Annotated in this window: 14 protein-coding genes and 1 tRNA gene; 5 read left to right on the top strand and 10 right to left on the bottom strand. The window is 69.7% G+C overall.

Features of this window, described 5'->3' with window-relative positions; genetic code table 11:
• Positions 1-656 precede the first annotated feature (656 nt).
• The 3 genes from LZ017_RS03655 to LZ017_RS03645 all read right to left on the bottom strand — a co-directional run bounded on the left by LZ017_RS03655 (position 657) and on the right by LZ017_RS03645 (position 4,026).
• Positions 657-733 (bottom strand) — tRNA-Val (locus tag LZ017_RS03655).
• A gap of 112 nt (positions 734-845) precedes the next feature.
• Complete coding sequence (locus LZ017_RS03650; protein ID WP_241298662.1) at positions 846-3,125, bottom strand: RelA/SpoT family protein; 2,280 nt, start codon at positions 3,123-3,125, stop codon at positions 846-848.
• A gap of 25 nt (positions 3,126-3,150) precedes the next feature.
• Positions 3,151-4,026, bottom strand: a complete 876-nt coding sequence (locus LZ017_RS03645) for an alpha/beta fold hydrolase (protein ID WP_241298661.1) — start codon at positions 4,024-4,026, stop codon at positions 3,151-3,153.
• A gap of 48 nt (positions 4,027-4,074) precedes the next feature.
• Between LZ017_RS03645 and LZ017_RS03640 the strand changes: the two genes are divergently transcribed.
• Positions 4,075-4,857 carry a 3-hydroxybutyrate dehydrogenase gene (locus LZ017_RS03640; RefSeq protein ID WP_241298660.1) on the top strand — a complete coding sequence of 261 codons (783 nt, stop codon included), beginning with the start codon at positions 4,075-4,077 and terminating at the stop codon, positions 4,855-4,857.
• Between the two features lie 40 nt (positions 4,858-4,897).
• Here LZ017_RS03640 and LZ017_RS03635 read toward each other — a convergent pair whose 3' ends face one another.
• Positions 4,898-5,635, bottom strand: coding sequence for an SIMPL domain-containing protein (locus LZ017_RS03635; RefSeq protein WP_241298659.1), 738 nt, complete (start codon positions 5,633-5,635; stop codon positions 4,898-4,900).
• Between the two features lie 240 nt (positions 5,636-5,875).
• Here LZ017_RS03635 and ompR point away from each other — a divergent pair, with 240 nt between their 5' ends.
• Together ompR and LZ017_RS03625 are read left to right on the top strand one after the other, a co-directional pair.
• Positions 5,876-6,604, top strand: coding sequence for a two-component system response regulator OmpR (ompR, locus tag LZ017_RS03630; protein ID WP_241298658.1), 729 nt, complete (start codon positions 5,876-5,878; stop codon positions 6,602-6,604).
• A 32-nt stretch (positions 6,605-6,636) separates the two neighbouring features.
• Positions 6,637-7,962 (top strand): ATP-binding protein, encoded by a 1,326-nt coding sequence (locus tag LZ017_RS03625; protein WP_241298657.1) that lies wholly within the window; start codon positions 6,637-6,639, stop codon positions 7,960-7,962.
• Between the two features lie 30 nt (positions 7,963-7,992).
• On the opposite strand, the gene ispF is transcribed toward LZ017_RS03625, so the two are convergent.
• The 5 genes from ispF to LZ017_RS03600 are packed head-to-tail and all read right to left on the bottom strand — an operon-like array spanning position 7,993 to position 12,498.
• A complete protein-coding gene (gene ispF / locus LZ017_RS03620) occupies positions 7,993-8,487 on the bottom strand; it encodes a 2-C-methyl-D-erythritol 2,4-cyclodiphosphate synthase (protein WP_277604466.1) in 495 nt (164 codons plus the stop codon).
• 37 nt (positions 8,488-8,524) lie between these two features.
• Positions 8,525-9,271 carry a type I methionyl aminopeptidase gene (gene map, locus LZ017_RS03615; protein ID WP_241298656.1) on the bottom strand — a complete coding sequence of 249 codons (747 nt, stop codon included), beginning with the start codon at positions 9,269-9,271 and terminating at the stop codon, positions 8,525-8,527.
• Positions 9,268-9,993, bottom strand: coding sequence for a 2-C-methyl-D-erythritol 4-phosphate cytidylyltransferase (gene ispD, locus LZ017_RS03610; RefSeq protein ID WP_241298655.1), 726 nt, complete (start codon positions 9,991-9,993; stop codon positions 9,268-9,270). The genes map and ispD overlap by 4 nt, the downstream gene beginning before the upstream one ends.
• 43 nt (positions 9,994-10,036) lie before the next feature.
• Positions 10,037-10,969, bottom strand: coding sequence for a bestrophin family protein (locus tag LZ017_RS03605; RefSeq protein WP_241298654.1), 933 nt, complete (start codon positions 10,967-10,969; stop codon positions 10,037-10,039).
• Positions 10,966-12,498 carry an acetyl-CoA hydrolase/transferase family protein gene (locus LZ017_RS03600; RefSeq protein WP_241298653.1) on the bottom strand — a complete coding sequence of 511 codons (1,533 nt, stop codon included), beginning with the start codon at positions 12,496-12,498 and terminating at the stop codon, positions 10,966-10,968. Before LZ017_RS03600 ends, LZ017_RS03605 begins: the two co-directional genes overlap by 4 nt.
• Before the next feature lie 127 nt (positions 12,499-12,625).
• On the opposite strand from LZ017_RS03600, the gene LZ017_RS03595 reads away from it, so the two are divergent.
• Positions 12,626-13,678 (top strand): RNA methyltransferase, encoded by a 1,053-nt coding sequence (locus tag LZ017_RS03595; protein WP_241298723.1) that lies wholly within the window; start codon positions 12,626-12,628, stop codon positions 13,676-13,678.
• Between the two features lie 25 nt (positions 13,679-13,703).
• On the opposite strand, the gene LZ017_RS03590 is transcribed toward LZ017_RS03595, so the two are convergent.
• Positions 13,704-14,381, bottom strand: a complete 678-nt coding sequence (locus LZ017_RS03590) for a DJ-1/PfpI family protein (protein WP_241298652.1) — start codon at positions 14,379-14,381, stop codon at positions 13,704-13,706.
• A gap of 113 nt (positions 14,382-14,494) precedes the next feature.
• Between LZ017_RS03590 and mfd the strand changes: the two genes are divergently transcribed.
• On the top strand, positions 14,495-17,956 hold the full coding sequence (gene mfd / locus LZ017_RS03585; RefSeq protein ID WP_241298651.1) for a transcription-repair coupling factor: 3,462 nt from the start codon (positions 14,495-14,497) through the stop codon (positions 17,954-17,956).
• The last annotated feature ends 12 nt before the right edge of the window (positions 17,957-17,968 follow it).

The raw sequence follows: 17,968 nt of genomic DNA, 5'->3' as shown, positions 1-17,968 counted from the left end.
CCGCGTCTCGCCGTCGACCAATGCTCACCGGCAATGCACTGTTGCCCGGTAGATGGACATCCGTTTGGACAAACCTCAATGCGCCCGTGTACAGGTCGACTTGATCACCGAACAGCTGAGGCCCCAACGCCGCGGGCGCCTGATGTCCACGAATGAGCTTGCCCTGCTCATCAAAGAAGGACGGAACGGCAACCGACGCAGCCAACGGCTCGACGGGGCGAGGGCTGGGCTCCCGGCTCGGACCTGGCGCGGTGAAGGAATCCGAGCTTTCCTCGGTGCCGCCGGGGTCAGCGGCTCCGGCGCCGACGCTATAGAACAAAATCGCCACGATGGCGATGGCCCACCTCAAAGCGGAATTCTGAGACTGCCCCATCTCGCCTCCCCGTTGGCTCACGCAACGATGGCGAGCTGGAACGAATGCGGCAACTGCCAAGGCTGGCAGGTGGGCGCTGCGGCAATCCCCGATGGATACCCCAGACAGGTGTGATAACGGGGGGGCGCCAGCCGGGGCTCCAGCTTCAGGGAAGCCGGCTCGATGCGACCGGCGTCGGTGGGACGACGCACATGTGGCCGCTGAATTCCCATTCAGCAGCACCCGACCAAACAAAAAGCCCGGCACGAAATTTATCGTGCCGGGCTTTTGTTCCTACCGAATTTGGTAGGCGCGATTGGATTCGAACCAACGACCCCCACCATGTCAAGGTGGTGCTCTAACCAACTGAGCTACGCGCCTGAAGAGCTTCGCAGTATAGCACGCATTTTTTTGATGTGTCTACAGCTGCGCGACTTTTCTCTCTGAAGCCAGGCAAGGCCACGGCACGGGGCTGCCCCGTGCGCGGGCTCGTTCAGCGCCGCCGCGCGCTGCGCACGCCCTTGAGCTGGGTCAGCGCCGTCAATGTCTGATTGAGCCGCGCGGCATCGCTGACTTCGACGGTGAAGTTCATGCGCGACAGATCGCTGCGCGCCGGGCGGCCCTGGCCGCTTTGGTGGTTGACCGAGGTGACGTTGAGCTTGTCCTTGGCGAACACTTCCAGCACGTCGCGCAACAGGCCCGGGCGGTCCTGGGTTTCCAGCACCAGGTCCACCGGATAGAGCACCGGTTTCCCACCCTTGTCGCTGGCCGGCTCGCCCCAGGCCACGGCGATCACACGTTCGGGGCTGCTGGCGGCCATCTGGCGCAGGTTGGCGCAGTCGCAGCGATGGATGGCCACGCCCTTGCCGCGCGTCACGTAGCCGGTGATGGCATCGGGCGGCGCGGGCCGGCAGCAGCGCGCCAGCTGGGTCAGCAGCGAATCCACGCCGACAACCAGCACGCCGCTGCCGCCGGCACCGGGCCGGGTCGAGCGGGTGTGCTTCTGCGCCAGCAGTTGGTCCTCGTCGGCCTCGGGCTTGGGCGGGCGCAGCAGGGTCTCGATGTTGCGCAGCGAGTACTCGTCCTTGCCCACCACTTCGAACAACGCGTCGGCGTTCTTGAAGCCCAGGCGCGAGGCCAGCTCCTCCAGCTTGATCGCGGTCCGGCCTTCGCGCTGCAGCAGCTTTTCGACCAGCTCGCGGCCCTTGGCGCGGGTCTGGGCCTGCACCTGGGCGTTGAACCAGGCGCGCACCTTGGCGCGGCTGCGCGGGCTTTGCAGATAGCCCAGTTCGGGGTTGAGCCAGTCCAGCGACGGCCCGCCCTCCTTCACCGAGCTCACTTCCACGGTCTGCCCGCTGCGCAGCGGCGTGTTCAGCGGCACCATCTGCCCGTCGACCTTGGCGCCGCGGCAGCGGTGGCCCAGGTCGGTGTGCAGCGCGTAGGCGAAGTCGATCGCGGTGGCGTCGGCACACAGCTCCACCACGTTGGCCTGCGGCGTGAAGACGTAGATGCGGTCGTCGAACGCGGGGCCGCCGCCCCCGCCCGCGGCGAAGTCGCGCTCCCAGGCCAGCAGCTGACGCAGCACGGCCTTGCGCGCCTGCGCCACCTGTTCCTCGAACTCGCCCGCGGCGCTGACGCCCGCGTAACCCTTGGTGCCGGCCTCCTTGTAGGCCCAGTGCGCGGCCACGCCGTGCTCGGCGTGCTCATGCATCTCGCGGGTGCGGATCTGCACCTCCATGGCCTTGCCGTCCGCGGCGATCACCACGGTGTGCAGCGACTGGTAGCCGTTGGGCTTGGGCTTGGCGATGTAGTCGTCGAACTCGCCGTCGACCGGCTGGTACAGCTCGTGCAACTTGGACAGCACGACATAGCAGGCCTGCACATTGGGCACGATCACGCGCAGCGCGCGCAGGTCGAACACGCGCGCCAGGTCCAGCCCCTTGCCGCGCATCTTCTTCCAGATGCTGTAGAGATGCTTGGGCCGCCCCTGCACCTCGGCCGAGACGCCGAAGCCGCGCAGCTGCGCCTCCAGCTGCGCGCGCGCGGTCTCCACCGCCTGCTCGCGTTCCAGGCGCTTCTCGTGCAGCGCACGCGCAAGGTCGCGGTAGGCCTCGGGTTCGAGGAAGCGGAAGGACAGGTCCTCCAGCTCCCATTTGATCTGCCAGATGCCCAGCCGGTTGGCCAGCGGTGCGAAGACCTGCAGCGACTCGCTGGCCAGGGCCTTGGGGCAGTCCGTCTTGCTGGCGGCATGCCAGCGCAGGGTCTGCAGCCGCGAGGCCAGGCGCAGCAGCACCACGCGCAGATCGCGCGAAAAGGCCAGCAGCATCTTGCGCACCAGCTCGGTCTGCTCCTGGCGGCGCTGCTGCTCGACCTCGGCCTCGCGCGCCGCGCGCTGGATCTGCACCAGGCGCCGCGTGTGCATCACCAGCCCGGCATAGCTGTCGCCGAAGGCGCGGGCCACGGTCTCCTCGGGCTTGTTCAGGTAGTCGCCGGCATAGACCAGGTAGGAGGCGGCCTGCATCGCCGGCGCGGCGCCAATGCCGGCCAGGATGGCCGCCACGCCGTCGGCATGCGCCAGCGCCGGCTCGCCGCTGTCCAGCACCTCGCCGCGCAGCAGCGGCGCGGCAAAGCGGCGCGCCCGGCGCAGCGGGTCTTCGTCCTGTTCATCGTCCTCGCTGGGCGCCGCGCCGGGCAGGCGGTGCGGCAGGTCTTCATCCAGCAGTGCCACGATGGGCGCCGCCTGCTCGGCGCGCAGCCCCAACTCCGTCTTCATTCGCGATGGTCCAAACTTCTCGACATCACGCGGGCGCAAGGCCGCGCAGGAAATCCTTCACCGGCGCGATCTGCTCCGGCTTGTTCAACATGGGGGCATGGCCGATGCCGCTCAAGGTCAGCAGCGTGGCGCGCGGGCCGCGCTGCGTCATCGCCTCGGCGGTCGCCGCGGTCAGCAGGTCGGACTCCGCGCCGCGCAGCAGCAGCGTGGGGCAGCGCAGTGCGTCATAGGCCATCCACAGCTGCGCCTCGCCGGCCTGAGCCAGCTCCGGCGTGAGCCCGGCCAGGCCCTGGGCGATGCGCGGATCGTAGTGCAGCCGCAGCTGGTCCCCCTCCGGCTTGAACATGGGAGCGGACAGCGCCAGCCACTCGGCCTCGCTCTGCGGACCGAAGCCCTGCGAGATGCTGCGCAGATAGTCCGCGCCTTGCTGCAGCGATTCGAACAGCGGCGCCCGCCCCAGGTAGCCGGCGATGCGCTGCAGCGCCTCGAACTCGATGCGCGGCCCGACGTCATTGAGCACCAGCCGCGCCACCGGGCTGCCCGGCAGCGCCGCCAGTGCCATGCCGATCAGCCCGCCCATGGAGGTCCCCACCCAGGCCAGTTGTTCGACGTCTAAGCGTGCGATCAGCGTGATCATGTCCGCGAGGTACTGCGGCACCTGGTAGCGCGACGGATCCATCAGCCAGTCGGACGCGCCGCGCCCGACCACGTCCGGGCAGACGACGCGGAACTCCGCCGCCAGCTCGCGCGCCAGCGCGTCGAAATCCCGCCCCTGGCGCGACAGCCCATGCACGCAGACCACCACGCGCGGGTTGGTCGCGTCGCCCCACTCCCAATAGGCCATGCGATGCAGGCCGCAGGGGTTGAGACATGGCACTGATTTCAGCCGGGGTTCAGTCATCGCGCTTATCCTTTGGACTCATCCTAACAACCCTCGCGAGGCTAAGGCATGTTGAATGGCAAGACAGCATTGGTGACTGGCTCGACCAGCGGAATCGGATTGGGGATTGCACTGAGTCTGGCCCGCCAGGGCGCCAACGTCGTGCTCAACGGCTTCGGCGACGCCGAGGAACCTCAGGCCCTGGTGCGCGAGGCCGGCGCGGCGCATGGCATACGCGTGGGCTACCACGGCGCGGACATGAGCCAGCCGGCGCAGATCGCCGAGATGATGGCGCAGATCGACCGCGATTTCGGCGGCTGCGACATCCTGGTCAACAACGCCGGCATCCAGCATGTGGCGCCGCTGGACGAGTTCCCCATCGAGCGCTGGGACGCGATCATCGCGATCAACCTCAGCTCCGCCTTCCACACCATGCGCCTGGCCCTGCCGGGCATGAAGCAGCGCGGCTGGGGCCGCGTCGTCAACATCGCGTCGGTGCACGGCCTGGTGGCGTCGACGAACAAGTCCGCCTACGTTGCCGCCAAGCATGGCCTGGTGGGCTTGACCAAGACCGTCGCGCTGGAGACCGCCACCACGCCCGTCACCGTCAACGCGATCTGCCCCGGCTGGGTGCTGACCCCGCTGGTGCAGAAGCAGGTGGACGCGCGCGCGCTGGCCGACGGCGTGGATGGCGACGAGGCCAAGCGCCGCCTGCTCGCCGAGAAGCAGCCTTCGCTGCAGTTCACCACGCCCGAGCAACTGGGCGAGCTGACCGTGTTCCTGTGCTCCGAGGCCGCCGCCAATGTGCGCGGCCAGTCCTGGGCACTGGACGGCGGCTGGACCGCGCAGTAAGCGGCGGCGGGGCGGCCTGGCCGCCCCGCGCGCCAAGCGCTTACTTGCTCAACAGCACCGAACCGCTGACCGTGGCGCTGACCGTGGCCTTGCCCGCCTCGACCGGCAGCGATTCGTCGGCCCCCGCCATCGCGGCCTTGAAGCGCGGCGCCGCCATCATGGGCATGGGCGGCACGGCCTGGTCCGCGTTGACGCTGACCTCGCCCAGCTGCCAGTTCTTGTAGCCGAACTGGCGGGCGTAGTCGGCCGCCTTCAGCTTGAAGCGCTCGATGGCCTGGGCGGTCACCTCGGACTCCAGCTTTTCGCGCGCCTCGCGCGACAGGCCGTAGCCCACCCGCGCGATGCTCATGCTGGCGATGCGGCCGCTGAGCTGGGAGATCGCGGTGATGTCCTTGCCCTCCACCATCAGCTCGGCACTGCCCTGCCAGCCGGTGATCTGCGGCCCGGCGTTCTTCGCCTGTTGCGCATAGCGCGGATAGAGCGAGAAGTTGCCGGTCTGCACCTCCACCTGGCCGCCGGGCTTGGCGATCTTGCGCGCCTCGGTGAGCGCAGCATCCAGCGCCTGCTTGAGCTGCGCCTGGACCTGGCCGGCGTCGCTGCCCTCCTTGGTCGTGGAGAACACCAGCTGAATGGTGTCGCGGCTGACCTCGGCGGACCCGGTGGCCGACAGCGTGATCACGTCGCGGTGCGGACCGTCGCCCGGCGCGGCCTGGGCGCTCAAGGCGCCCAGGCTGGCCGACAGGGCGGTGATCGCAAGGACAAGAGCTTTGCGGGACATCGGGAACCTCCTGATTGATGGGAACAGACTTTCAGAATAACCGCTGTGGAGCGGCGATTTCGACCATAAACCGCAGCAATCGCGGCCGCGAACGCTGCCAATCCCCGATGCGACGGGGACAGCACGGCCCTGCGGGCCGAGTTGTTACAAACCGGTAAACGCTGCAGCGAGCCGCTAAATCCGCAGAAAAACACCCCCACAATGGCCCTGTTACAAATTCCCTGCTGAAGGAGGACCGTCATGCAGAACAACAGCCGTGCCAACCGCATCCTCGTCGTCGACGACGATGCGCGCATCCGCGATCTGCTGCGCCGCTACCTGAGCCAGGAAGGCTTTGAAGTCTTGCTGGCCGAGGACAGCAAGGCGCTGAACAAGCAGCTCACCCGCGAGACCGTGGACCTGATCGTGCTGGACCTGATGCTGCCGGGCGAGGACGGCCTGTCCGTCTGCCGCCGCCTGCGCGCCGCCGGCGACAACACGCCCATCATCATGCTCACCGCCAAGGTCGAGGAGGTGGACCGCATCGTCGGGCTGGAGGTGGGCGCCGACGACTACCTGGCCAAGCCCTTCAACCCGCGCGAGCTGCTGGCGCGCATCAACGCGGTGCTGCGCCGCCGCCCGCCGCCCGAGGCGCCCGGCGCGCCGTCCAAGGAGCCCATGACCGTGGTCTTCGGCCCCTTCGAGTTCGACCTCGCGCTGCGCCGCCTGGCCAAGAACGGCGAGCCCGTGCCGCTGACCACCGGCGAGTTCTCCATGCTCAAGGCCCTGGTGCGCCATCCGCGCCAGCCGCTGTCGCGCGACAAGCTGGCCATGCTGGCGCGCGGCCGAGAGTTCGAGCCCTTCGACCGCAGCCTGGACGTGCAGGTCTCACGCCTGCGCAAGCTGCTGGAGGAAGACCCGGCCCAGCCGCGCTTCATCCAGACCGTCTGGGGCGTGGGCTACGTCTTCGTGCCCGACGAGAACGCCTGAGCCTTCGGCCCTGACCGTAGACCGCCCGCGCCGTGGCTCCACCCCGTCTCGCCCTCAATCTCTTCTGGCGCACCTTCGCGCTGCTGGCCCTGCTGCTGGCGGCCGGGGTGCTGGCCTGGCAACAGACCTTCAAGGCCCTGGAAGCCGAGCCGCGCGCGCTGGACACCGCGCAGCAGCTCGCTGGGCTGGTCAATCTGTCGCGCATCGCGCTGGAGAACAGCGACCCGATCAACCGCGTCGCGACGGTGAAGTCGCTGTCGCGCAGCGAGGCCGTGCAGGTCGAGGTGGCCGAGGCCGGCGACCAATGGCAGGCCTTCGACACCACGCCCTTCGCGCAGCGGCTGAACCGCGAGCTGGTGGGCCGGCTGGGGCCACAAACCGTGGTGGCGCGCAGCCTCAACGGCGTCCCCGGGCTGTGGGTGCGCTTCGCGATCGGCGAGGACCATTTCTGGCTGCAGACCAGCCCGGTGCCGCTGCAGGTCACGCTGTCGACCAACTGGTGGTGGCTGCTGATCGCACTGGTGGCCTCGCTGCTGGGCGCGGCGGCGATCGCGCGCTTGATCAACCAGCCGCTGCGCGAACTCTCCATCGCCGCCGGCCGCATCCGCGAGGGTGAGTACGACTCACGCCTGGACGAAAGCACCCTGACCAGCGAGATCCGCGAGGTCAACATGGGCTTCAACCGCATGGCGCGCGAGCTGGCCAAGATGGAGGAAGACCGCAGCGTGATGCTGGCCGGCATCTCGCACGACCTGCGCACGCCCTTGGCGCGGCTGCGGCTGGAGGTGGAGATGAGCGTCAGCGACGAGCAGGCGCGCCACTACATGGCGCTGGACATCGACCAGCTCGACGCCATCATCAACAAGTTCATGGACTATGCCCGGCCCAGCGACATGCAGCAGGAAAGCCTGGAGTTGGCCGAGCTGGTGGAGCGCGAGGCCATGGCCTTCCGCGACCCGCAGCAGATCCGCATCCAGGTCAACGTGCCCGAGGGTCTCAAGGTCTGGGGCGACAGCACCGAGCTGGCGCGCGTGCTGCTGAACCTGTTCGAGAACGCGCGCCGCTACGGCCACGGACCCGACGAACCGGCGCTGGTGGACGTCAGCGCCAGCATCCAGGGCTCCTGGGTGCAGTTGCAGGTGCGCGACCACGGGCCCGGCGTGCCGCCGGACAAGCTTTCCAAGCTCACCACGCCCTTCTTCCGTGGCGACGCCGCGCGTACCGCGGCGACCGGCGCCGGCCTGGGCCTGGCCATCGTCGAGAAGTCGCTGCAGCGCATGGGCGGCCAGCTCGCGCTGGGCAATGCGCCGGACGGCGGCTTCCAGAGCCTGGTGCGGCTCAAGAAGGCGACCGGCTGAAGCGACGGCCGCCCGCCGCCAAGGCGGGGCTCAGGCGGCCACGGCCGCCAACAGGCAGACGGCGCGCGCCTCGATCGCGCGGCCCTCGCCAACCGGCCCCATTTTCTCGGCCGTCTTCGCCTTCACGTTGACCTGCTGCGGCGCCACGCCCAGCACCGCGGCCAGGCGCTCGCGCATCGCAGGGATATGGGGCGCCATCTTGGGCGCCTGAGCAACGATGGTGCTGTCGATGTTGACGATCTGCCAGCCCTGCTCGCGCACGCGCCGCGTGGCCTCGGCCAGCAGCAGCATCGAATCGGCGCCCTTGAACTCGGCGGCGGTGTCGGGGAAGAGCTTGCCGATGTCGCCCAGGGCCGCGGCGCCCAGCAGCGCGTCGGTGATCGCGTGGGCCAGCGCGTCGGCATCGGAATGGCCCAGCAGCCCGTGGCTGTGCGGGATGGCAATGCCGCCCAGGATCAGCGGGCGGCCGGTGACCAGCTGGTGGGTGTCCCAGCCCTCGCCTATCCTCAAATTCATCGGGTTCATCGGTTTCCTCGGATCGGGTGCGCGGGAGGGGCGGCGTTCAGTGGCGGGTCAGCACCAGCGGCGCGCCGCGGGTGACGATCAGCGTGTGCTCGAACTGCGCCGACAGATTGCCCTTGGCGCAGGACAGCGTCCAGCCATCCGCCTCCTCCTCAGCCCAGCGGCTCTTGGTCGACAGAAAGGGCTCGATGGTGATCACCATGCCCTCGCGCAGCACGCGGGTGTCGCTGGGGTCGTAGTAGCCGGGGATGGATTCGGGTTCCTCGTGCAGCGATCGGCCCACGCCATGGCTGCACAGGTTCTCGATGATGCGCAGCCGGTGGGCGCGCGCCACGCGCTCGATCGCGTGGCCGATGCGGTTCAGCCGCGCGCCGTCGCGCACCTCTTTCAACGCCTCGTCCAGCGCGCGCCGGGCGGCGAACACCAGCTGCGTCTTTTGCGGCGTGGTCGGGGGCACCACGCAGGTGCCGCCGGTGTCGGCGTAATAGCCATCCAGCTCGGCCGACACGTCGATGTTGACCACGTCGCCCTTGGCGATCAGGCGCGCGCCCGGGATGCCATGCGCGGCCTGCTCGTTGATGCTGATGCAGGTGGCGCCGGGGAAGTTGTAGCGCGTGGCCGGCGCCGAGCGCGCGCCGAACTCGGCGAGCCAGTGCGCGCCCATCTCGTCCAGCTCGCGCGTGCTCAGGCCCGGGCGCACCGCGTCCAGCATGCGCTTGAGCACGCTGGAGACGGCATGCCCGGCCGCCGTCAGGCCCTGGATGTCGGCGTCGGTCTCGATGGTCATGCGCGGCTCCTCAGCAGTCGTTCGGCCAGCGCGAAGTCGGCCGGATAGGTCACTTTGAAATTCTCCATGGACGCCTCCACCAGACGGGGCGCGTGGCCCAGCGCCTCGACGGCGCTGGCCTCATCCGTGATGTGCTCGCCCTGCCCCTGCAGCACCGGCGCCAGCGCCGGCGCGAGCAGCCCCCAGCGGAACATCTGCGGCGTCTGCGCGGCCCACTTGCCGCGCCGGTCCACGGTGGCGCCGACACGGCCCTGCGCGGCCTCCTTCAGCGTGTCGGCGACCGGCAGCGCGAGCAGGCCGCCGACCTCGTCGTCGGCGCATTCGGCGATCAGCCGCCGCACCCACTCGGGCCGCAACAGGCAGCGCGCGGCGTCGTGCACCAGCACCCAGTCATGCGCCTGAACGCCGCGCTCGCGCAGCGCCTGCAGGCCGTTCGCCACGGTCTCGGCGCGACTGGCGCCGCCGCAGCGCGCCACCCAGGCGCGCGCGCCGGCAAAACCTGGCACCGCGGTTTCGAATTCACCGTCCTCGGGGGACAGCACCACCAGCGTGGCCTCGATCTCGGGCACCGCCGCCAGCGCGGCCAGCGTGTGCGCGATCATGGCCTGGCCGGCCAGCGGCACATATTGCTTGGGGCGGTCGGCGCCGGAGCGCGCGCCCACCCCGGCGGCCGGCACCAGCGCGAAGCAGCGCGGCGTCAGGCCCACGGGAAAGGTCGTCATGGCCGGCATTCTAGGGGGCGGCCCCGGCCGGTGCCGGCCGCGGCTACATCAAACAATAGTCCACCGGCTGCAGTGGCGGCGGCAGGTCCTCGTCGCCCAGCGCCTCGCGCAGGTCCACCTCCAGCGTGCGCACGATCGCGTCCAGCGGCAGGTCGTTGGCGTAGAGTCCGAAGGGCTCCTCGATCTCGTCGCCGAGCGCGTCCAGGCCGAAGAAGGTGTAGGCCACGATGGCCACCACGACCGGCGTCATCAGCCCCATCGCGTCCACCAGCCCGAAGGGCAGCAGGAAGCAGTACAGGTAGGCGGTGCGGTGCAGCAGCAGCGTGTACGGAAAGGGCAGCGGTGTGCTCTTGATGCGCTCGCAGCCCGCAGCGGCAGCGCTCAGCCCGGACAGGGTCGCGTCGACGCTGGCGCTCAGCATGCTGTCCACGCGGCCGGCGCGCCGGCAGGCCAGCAGGTCCTGGCCCATGCTCATCAGCAGCGCATGGGGCTTGTTGCGGGCCCGCGCCAGCGCCTGCCACTCGCCATCGTCCAGCCAGTGGCGCACGTCCGCGTCGCGGTCCTCGGTGTCGCGCAGGTGGTGTTTCAGCGCATGCGCGAAGGCGATGGTGCGCCGGATCATGCGCGGGCGCGGGTCCGGTTCAGCGTCGCCCCGCGGCGCGTCGACCAGGCTCAGCAGCTGGCGCGCCAGGTTGCGGCTGCGCAGCAGGATGTCGCCCCAGAGCTTGCGCGCCTCCCAGTAGCGGTCGTAGCAGGCGTTGTTGCGAAAGCCCAGGAAGATGGCCAGCGGCAGCCCCATCAGCGTGAAGGGGATGGTCGTGACCTGCAGCTTGTATTCGAACAGCGTGCCGTGGCTCCAGGTCACGGCCAGCGCCACGGCGATGTTGGCCAGCAGCACCCAGCGGATCTGCTTCAGGATGGACCCGCGCAGCACGAAGAACAGGCGCAGGCCCGAGGGCCTTTCGCGGACGATCACGGCCGCATGTCCCCGCGCTTCAGGTAGCGGCCGTGCCAGCTCAGCGCCTCGTCCAGCAGGTGCGGCGTGTGCTGGCCCGCACCGCCGCGGCGCGCGCGCTCGAAGTAGTCCTGCAGCAGCGGCCGGTAGTCCGGATGGGCGCAGCGGCCGATCACCAGCGCGGCGCGCTCCTTGGGGCTCAGGCCGCGCAGGTCGGCCAGGCCGTGCTCGGTGACGATGATCTGCACGTCGTGCTCGGTGTGGTCGACATGCGAAACCATGGGCACGATGCAGGAAATGTGGCCGTCCTTGGCCACCGACGGCGTCATGAAGATGGACAGGTAGGCGTTGCGCGCGAAGTCGCCCGAGCCGCCGATGCCGTTCATGATGCTGGAGCCCATCACGTGGGTGGAGTTGACGTTGCCGTAGATGTCGGCCTCGATCATCGCGTTCATCGCGATCAGGCCCATGCGGCGGATCAGCTCCGGATGGTTGCTGATCTCCTGCGGGCGCAGCACGATGCGCTGACGGTAGAACTCGATCTCGCGCTCGAACTCGGCGTTCGCCTCCGGGCTCAGCGACAGCGCGGTGGCCGACGCGGACGCCAGCTTGCCGCTCTTGAGCATGGCCAGCATGCCGTCCTGCAACACCTCGGTGTAGGCGTTCAGGTTCTCGAACGGTCCCTGGTTCAGGCCCGCCAGCACGGCGTTGGCGATGTTGCCCACGCCGGACTGCAGCGGCAGCAGCGCCGGTCCCAGCCGGCCCATCTTGACCTCGTGCTGCAGGAAGTCGATCAGGTGGCCGGCGATGGCCTGCGAGACCGCGTCCGGCTCGGCGAACTGGCTCATGCGGTCCGGCAGGTCGGTCTCGACGACCGCGATCACCTTGTCCAGGTCCACGCGCAGATAGGGCTCGCCGATGCGCTCGTCGGGCCGCACCATGGGGATGGGCCGGCGATGCGGCGGCCTCTCGGTGCCGTAGTAGATGTCGTGCATGCCCTCCAGCGCCAGCGGCTGGCGCCGGTTGACTTCCAGGATCACGGTCTTGGCCTGGTCCAGCCAGGTCTTGTTGTTGCCCACCGAGCTGGAGGGGATCAGCCGCCCGTCGGGCAGCACGCCCGCGACTTCAACCACCGCCACATCCAGCGGCCCGAAGAAGCCGAACCACACGTATTGCGCGACATGGCTCAGGTGGATGTCGGTGTACTCCATCTCGCCAGCGTTGATGCGCTTGCGGCTGGTCGGGTCCGACTGGTAGGGCAGCCGCATCTCCACGCCGTTGACGCGCGCCAGCGCGCCGTCCAGCTCGGGCGCGGTGGAGGCACCGGTCCACAGCCCGATGCGGAAAGGCCGGCCCGCGTCGTTCTCGCGCGCGATGCGCGCCGCCAGCGCCTGCGGCACCTGCTTGGGATAACCCGCGCCGGTGAAGCCGCTCATGCCCACATGGGCACCGGGCGGGATCAGCTCGGCCGCCGCCTCGGCGGACATCAGGCGCTGGCGCAGTCCGGCATGGCCGACGCGGGTGGCGGAAGGGGCAAGAGCTTCAGACATCGGAGACAATCCCTGTCCGGCCGCCAATGGCAACCGGCCTCTCTGTTCAAACCAAAGCCCGCGAGCTTAGCCCAGGCGACCGCTTTCGCCCCGGCTTCGCATTTACTTACGCAGCTGAATTCCCGTGATCTCGCTCCCCGACCTGAGCCAGCGCCTCGCCGCGCTGGGCGCCAATGAGGCCCATCGCGACCGCGTGCTGCGCCACTGGGTGCAGGCCCTGCCGCTGGACCAGGGCCGGCGCAAGCTGGAGCATTTCCTGCCCCAGGCGCTGCGCCAGGCCCTGCCGGCGCTGATGGACGAGCTGGCCGGCCTGGCGCGGCTGCTGCAGCGCCACCCCGGCGAGGACGGCTCGGCGCGGCTGCTCGTCGGCCTTGGCGACGGCATGACGGTGGAAAGCGTGCTGCTGCCGCGCGACGGGCTGTGCGTCTCCAGCCAGGTGGGCTGCGCGGTGGGCTGCGCCTTCTGCATGACCGGGCGCGACGGGCTGATCCGCCAGCTCTCCAGCGCCGAGATCGTGGCCCAGGTCGCGCTGGCGCGGCGCGAGCGGGCGGTGAAAAAGGTCGTCTTCATGGGCATGGGTGAGCCCTCGCACAACCTGGACGCGGTGATGGAGGCGATCACGCTGCTGGGCACGGCCGGCAACATCGGACACAAGAACCTGGTGCTGTCCACCGTCGGCGACCCGCGTGTGTTCGAGCGCCTGACGGGTGCCGGCGCGGGCCCGGTGCGGCCGGCGCTGGCGCTGTCGCTGCACACCACCAAGGCCGAGCTGCGCGCACGGCTGCTGCCGCGCGCGCCGCGGCTGAGCCCGCGCGAGATCGTCGAGGCCGGCGAACGCTATGCCCGCGACACGGGCTATCCCATCCAGTATCAGTGGACCCTGATGGAGGGCGTCAACGACGGCGAGGACGAGCTGGACGGCATCGTCGCGCTGCTCAAGGGCCGCTATGGCGTGCTCAACATGATCCCCTACAACAGCGTGCCCGAGCTGCCCTTCCGCCGTCCCAGCTGGGAGCGCGCCCGCGAGATCGCGCGGCAGCTGCACCAGCGCGGCGTGCTCACCAAGCTGCGCGATTCCGCCGGCCAGGACGTGGACGGCGGCTGCGGCCAGCTGCGCGCCCGCGCGCTGGCCGACGGTGTCCAGCCGGTGCAGTGGCGCGAGCGCCGGGTGGCTGGCTGACGGGGCCCGCGCGCCCGGCTGCCTGTCAGCGCCCCGGTGCGCCGCCCGCCGCCTGGAGCACCGCGCCGTCGACGCCGCGCCAGTCATAGTCCATCTGCCGCGCGGTACGGCGCGCCAGCTCGGCCGAGGCCAGTTCGGCCACCAAGTGCAGGCTGAGGTCGATGCCGGCCGAGATGCCGGCCGAGCTGAACAGCCGGCACGGCCCCTGCTCGCCGGCCAGCGGGCGAGCCTCGACCCAGCGCTGCTGCTCGATCACATGCAACCCGGAACCGGAGGCCTGCGACGCGCGGCGCAGGTCCTCCAGGTCTTCCCAGTGCGTGATCGCCTCGCGGCCGTCCAGCAGACCGGCCTGCTCCAGCAGGAAGGCACCGGTGCAGATCGAGGCCAGCACGCGCAACCGGCGGCTCTGGCCCACCAGCCAGTCGCGCAGCCCCGGCCGCGCCAGTTCCGCGCTGACCACGCCCCCCGGCACCAGCAGCACGTCCAGCGCCGGGTGGCCCTGCAGCGTCGCCGACGCGCTGACCGCCAGCCCGCCGCGCGCGCGCACCGGCGCCACCGTGGCGGCCAGCGTGTGGACCTCGAACGAGGCGGCCAGTCCCTCGCGCCGCTGCAGCCGCGCCGCGGTGGAAAAGACCTCGAACGGTCCGGCGAAGTCCAGCACCTCGACCTCGTCGAACAGATAAATCCCCACCTGCAGCGCCATTGGGTCCCCCCGGTTGATCTGACGACCGTCGCGCTGGGATTAAACCATCGCGCGATCCCTACAATGCCCCAAGCCCCTGTGCGGGGCTGTTCCCATTTGTGCGCCCGCCCCCCATGCAGCTGCCCCTCATCCAACCCGGCAAGAAATTCAGTCAACCCCGCCCCGTCGGTTCGGCCGACGCGCTGCTGCTGTCGCGCTTCGCGCGCCAGCAGGTCCAGGCCGGACGCCTGGCGGTGATCGTCACCGCGGAACCGGGCGACACGCAGCGGCTGGAGGACGAGCTGAAGTTCTTCGCGCCGGAGCTGCGCGTGGCCGTGTTCCCCGACTGGGAGACCCTGCCCTACGACAGCTTCAGCCCGCACCAGGACCTGATCTCCGAACGCCTGGCCACGCTGTGGCGGCTGCTGCAGGCGGGCGGCAAGAGCGTGGAGCAGCGCGATCTGGACGTGGTGCTGCTGCCGGCCAGCACGGCGCTGACGCGGCTGGCGCCGCCCAGCTTTCTGGCCGCCACCACCTTTCACTTCAAGCAGAAGCAGCGCCTGGACGAGGCCTCACTGAAGGCCCAGCTCACGCTGGGCGGCTACCAGCATGTGAGCCAGGTGGTCTCGCCGGGCGAATACGCGGTGCGCGGCGGATTGATCGACCTCTTCCCGATGGGATCGCTGGTGCCCTACCGGGTCGACCTGTTCGGAGACGAGGTGGACTCCATCCGCACCTTCGACCCCGACAGCCAGCGCAGCCTCTATCCGGTGCCCGAGGTGCGGCTGCTGCCGGGCCGCGAATTCCCGATGGACGAGGCCGCGCGCAAGGCCTTCCGCGCGCGCTGGCGCGAGAAGATGGACGGCGACCCGACCAAGTCGCGCCTCTACAAGGACATCGACACCGGCATCGCCACCGCGGGCATCGAGTATTACCTGCCGCTGTTCTTCGACCAGGTCGCGAGCTGGTTCGACTACCTGCCCGCCGAGGCCGGCCTGGTGCTGCATGGCGAGGTGGACGAGGCGCTGCAGCGCTTCTGGAGCGACACGCGCGAGCGCCACCGCTTCCTGCAGCACGACCCGGAGCGCCCCATCCTGGCGCCGGAGGAGATCTTCCTGCGCCCCGAGGAGTTCTTCGCCGCCACCCACCGCCACGCGGTGCTGGCCGTGCGGGGCCAGGAGCCGGTGGACTATGCGCGGCCGCTGCCCGATGTCAGCGTGGAGCGCGGCGCGCAGGAGCCGCTGGCCCGCCTGGCCGGGCACCTGAAGTCCACGCCGCACCGCGTGCTGCTGCTGGCCGAGAGCGAGGGCCGGCGCGAAAGCCTGCTGGAGCTGCTGCGCGACAACAAGATCGACCCGCCGTCGGTGGCGGACCTGGCCGAATTCCTGATCGGCGACGAGAAGTTCGCGATCGCCGCGGCGCCGCTGGCGGCGGGCTTCTTCTGGGTCGAGCCCGATGGCGCGCACCAGGTCCAGTTCTTCACCGAGACGGAGCTGTTCGCCACCACGCCGACGACGCGGCGGCGGCGCAAGCAGGAGCAGGTCAGCGATGTCAACGCGCTGATCAAGGATCTGTCGGAGCTCAAGGTCGGCGACCCGGTGGTCCACACCAACCACGGCATCGGCCGCTACCAGGGCCTGATCCACATCGACCTGGGCGACGGCCCCAGCGAGTTCCTGCATCTGGAGTACGCGGACAAGGCCACGCTTTACGTGCCGGTGGCGCAGCTGCATCTGATCAGCCGCTACACCGGCGTCTCGGCCGAAGAGGCGCCGCTGCACAAGCTGGGTTCCGGCCAGTGGGACAAGGCCAGGCGCAAGGCCGCCGAGCAGGTGCGCGACACCGCCGCCGAGCTGCTCAACCTTTACGCCCGCCGCGCCGCGCGCGAGGGCCATGCCTTCCGTTACTCGCCGCACGACTACGAGGCCTTCGCCGCCAGCTTCGGCTTCGAGGAAACGCCGGACCAGCGCGCCGCCATCCATGCGGTGATCCAGGACATGATCAGCCCCAAGCCCATGGACCGGCTGGTCTGCGGCGACGTGGGCTTCGGCAAGACCGAGGTGGCGCTGCGTGCCGCCTTCGTCGCGGTGATGGGCGGCAAGCAGGTCGCGCTGCTGGCGCCCACCACGCTGCTGGCCGAGCAGCATTACCAGAACATCGCCGACCGCTTCGGCAAATGGCCGGTGAAGGTGGCCGAGATGAGCCGCTTCCGCTCCGCGAAGGAGATCAAGGCGGCGATGGAGGGCCTGGCCGACGGCTCCATCGACATCGTCATCGGCACGCACAAGCTGCTGTCGGCGGAGGTGAAGTTCAAGCGCCTGGGCCTGCTGGTGATCGACGAGGAACACCGCTTCGGCGTGCGCCACAAGGAGGCGATGAAGGCCATGCGCGCCGAGGTGGACGTGCTCACCCTCACCGCCACGCCCATCCCGCGCACGCTGGGCATGGCGCTGGAGGGCCTGCGCGACCTCAGCGTGATCGCGACCGCGCCGCAGCGCCGCCTGGCGATCAAGACCTTTGTGCGCGCCGAGAACAGCGGCACCATCCGCGAAGCCGTGCTGCGCGAGCTCAAGCGCGGCGGCCAGGTCTACTTCCTGCACAACGAGGTCGAGACCATCGAGAACCGGCGCATGAAGCTCGAAGAGCTGCTGCCCGAGGCGCGCATCGTTGTCGCCCACGGCCAGATGCCCGAGCGCGAACTGGAGCGGGTGATGCGCGAGTTCGTCGCCGGCAAGCACAACGTGCTGCTGTGCTCCACCATCATCGAGACCGGCATCGACGTGCCCAGCGCCAACACCATCGTGATCTCTCGCGCCGACAAATTCGGCCTCGCGCAGCTGCACCAGCTGCGGGGGCGCGTCGGCCGCTCGCACCATCAGGCCTATGCCTACCTGATGGTGCCCGACGTCGAAGGCCTGACCAAGCAGGCCGCGCAGCGCCTGGAAGCCATCCAGGCCATGGAAGAGCTGGGCTCGGGCTTCTACCTCGCGATGCACGACCTGGAGATCCGCGGTGCCGGCGAAGTGCTGGGCGAAAACCAGAGCGGCAACATGATGGAGGTCGGCTTCCAGCTCTACAACGAGATGCTGGCCGAGGCGGTGCGCTCGCTGAAGGCCGGGCGCGAGCCCGACCTGCTCTCGCCGCTGTCGGCCACCACCGAGATCAACCTGCATGCGCCCGCGCTGCTGCCCGACGCCTACTGCGGCGATGTGCATGTGCGCCTGTCGCTGTACAAGCGCCTGGCCACCGCCGACAAGCCCGAGCAGATCGACGCCATGCTGGAGGAGATCACCGACCGCTTCGGCAAGCTCCCCGCGCAGGGCCAGACCCTGTTCGACACGCACCGGCTGCGCGTGCTGGCCAAGCCCTATGGCGTGCTGAAGATCGACGCCGCGCCCACGGTGATGAACATCGCCTTCCGTCCCAACCCGCCGATCGACGCGATGCGCGTGATCGACCTGGTGCAGAAGAACCGCAACATCAAGCTCGTGGGCAACGAGAAGCTGCGCATCGACAAACAGCTCTCCGACCCCAAGGACCGCGCGCAGGCCATCCGCGAGGTGCTGCGCCTGCTGGGCCCGCCCAAGCAAGACTGACTCCATTCGCCG

This window comes from Pelomonas sp. CA6, from assembly GCF_022549225.1.
In the GTDB taxonomy this organism is placed as follows: Bacteria; Pseudomonadota; Gammaproteobacteria; order Burkholderiales; family Burkholderiaceae_C; genus Roseateles.
The sequence above is the reverse complement of the archived record's forward strand: the minus strand, read 5'-3'. Positions and strand labels throughout refer to the sequence as shown.

What these genes read in the sequence shown, in the direction of transcription:
- mfd (WP_241298651.1), top strand. Translation starts at nt 14,495, where the DNA reads ATGCAGCTGCCCCTCATCCAACCCGGCAAGAAATTCAGTCAACCCCGC.
- ispF (WP_277604466.1), bottom strand. Translation starts at nt 8,487, where the DNA reads ATGAACCCGATGAATTTGAGGATAGGCGAGGGCTGGGACACCCACCAG.
- map (WP_241298656.1), bottom strand. Translation starts at nt 9,271, where the DNA reads ATGACCATCGAGACCGACGCCGACATCCAGGGCCTGACGGCGGCCGGG.
- LZ017_RS03650 (WP_241298662.1), bottom strand. Translation starts at nt 3,125, where the DNA reads ATGAAGACGGAGTTGGGGCTGCGCGCCGAGCAGGCGGCGCCCATCGTG.
- LZ017_RS03600 (WP_241298653.1), bottom strand. Translation starts at nt 12,498, where the DNA reads ATGTCTGAAGCTCTTGCCCCTTCCGCCACCCGCGTCGGCCATGCCGGA.
- LZ017_RS03635 (WP_241298659.1), bottom strand. Translation starts at nt 5,635, where the DNA reads ATGTCCCGCAAAGCTCTTGTCCTTGCGATCACCGCCCTGTCGGCCAGC.
- LZ017_RS03645 (WP_241298661.1), bottom strand. Translation starts at nt 4,026, where the DNA reads ATGACTGAACCCCGGCTGAAATCAGTGCCATGTCTCAACCCCTGCGGC.
- ompR (WP_241298658.1), top strand. Translation starts at nt 5,876, where the DNA reads ATGCAGAACAACAGCCGTGCCAACCGCATCCTCGTCGTCGACGACGAT.
- ispD (WP_241298655.1), bottom strand. Translation starts at nt 9,993, where the DNA reads ATGACGACCTTTCCCGTGGGCCTGACGCCGCGCTGCTTCGCGCTGGTG.
- LZ017_RS03590 (WP_241298652.1), bottom strand. Translation starts at nt 14,381, where the DNA reads ATGGCGCTGCAGGTGGGGATTTATCTGTTCGACGAGGTCGAGGTGCTG.
- LZ017_RS03640 (WP_241298660.1), top strand. Translation starts at nt 4,075, where the DNA reads ATGTTGAATGGCAAGACAGCATTGGTGACTGGCTCGACCAGCGGAATC.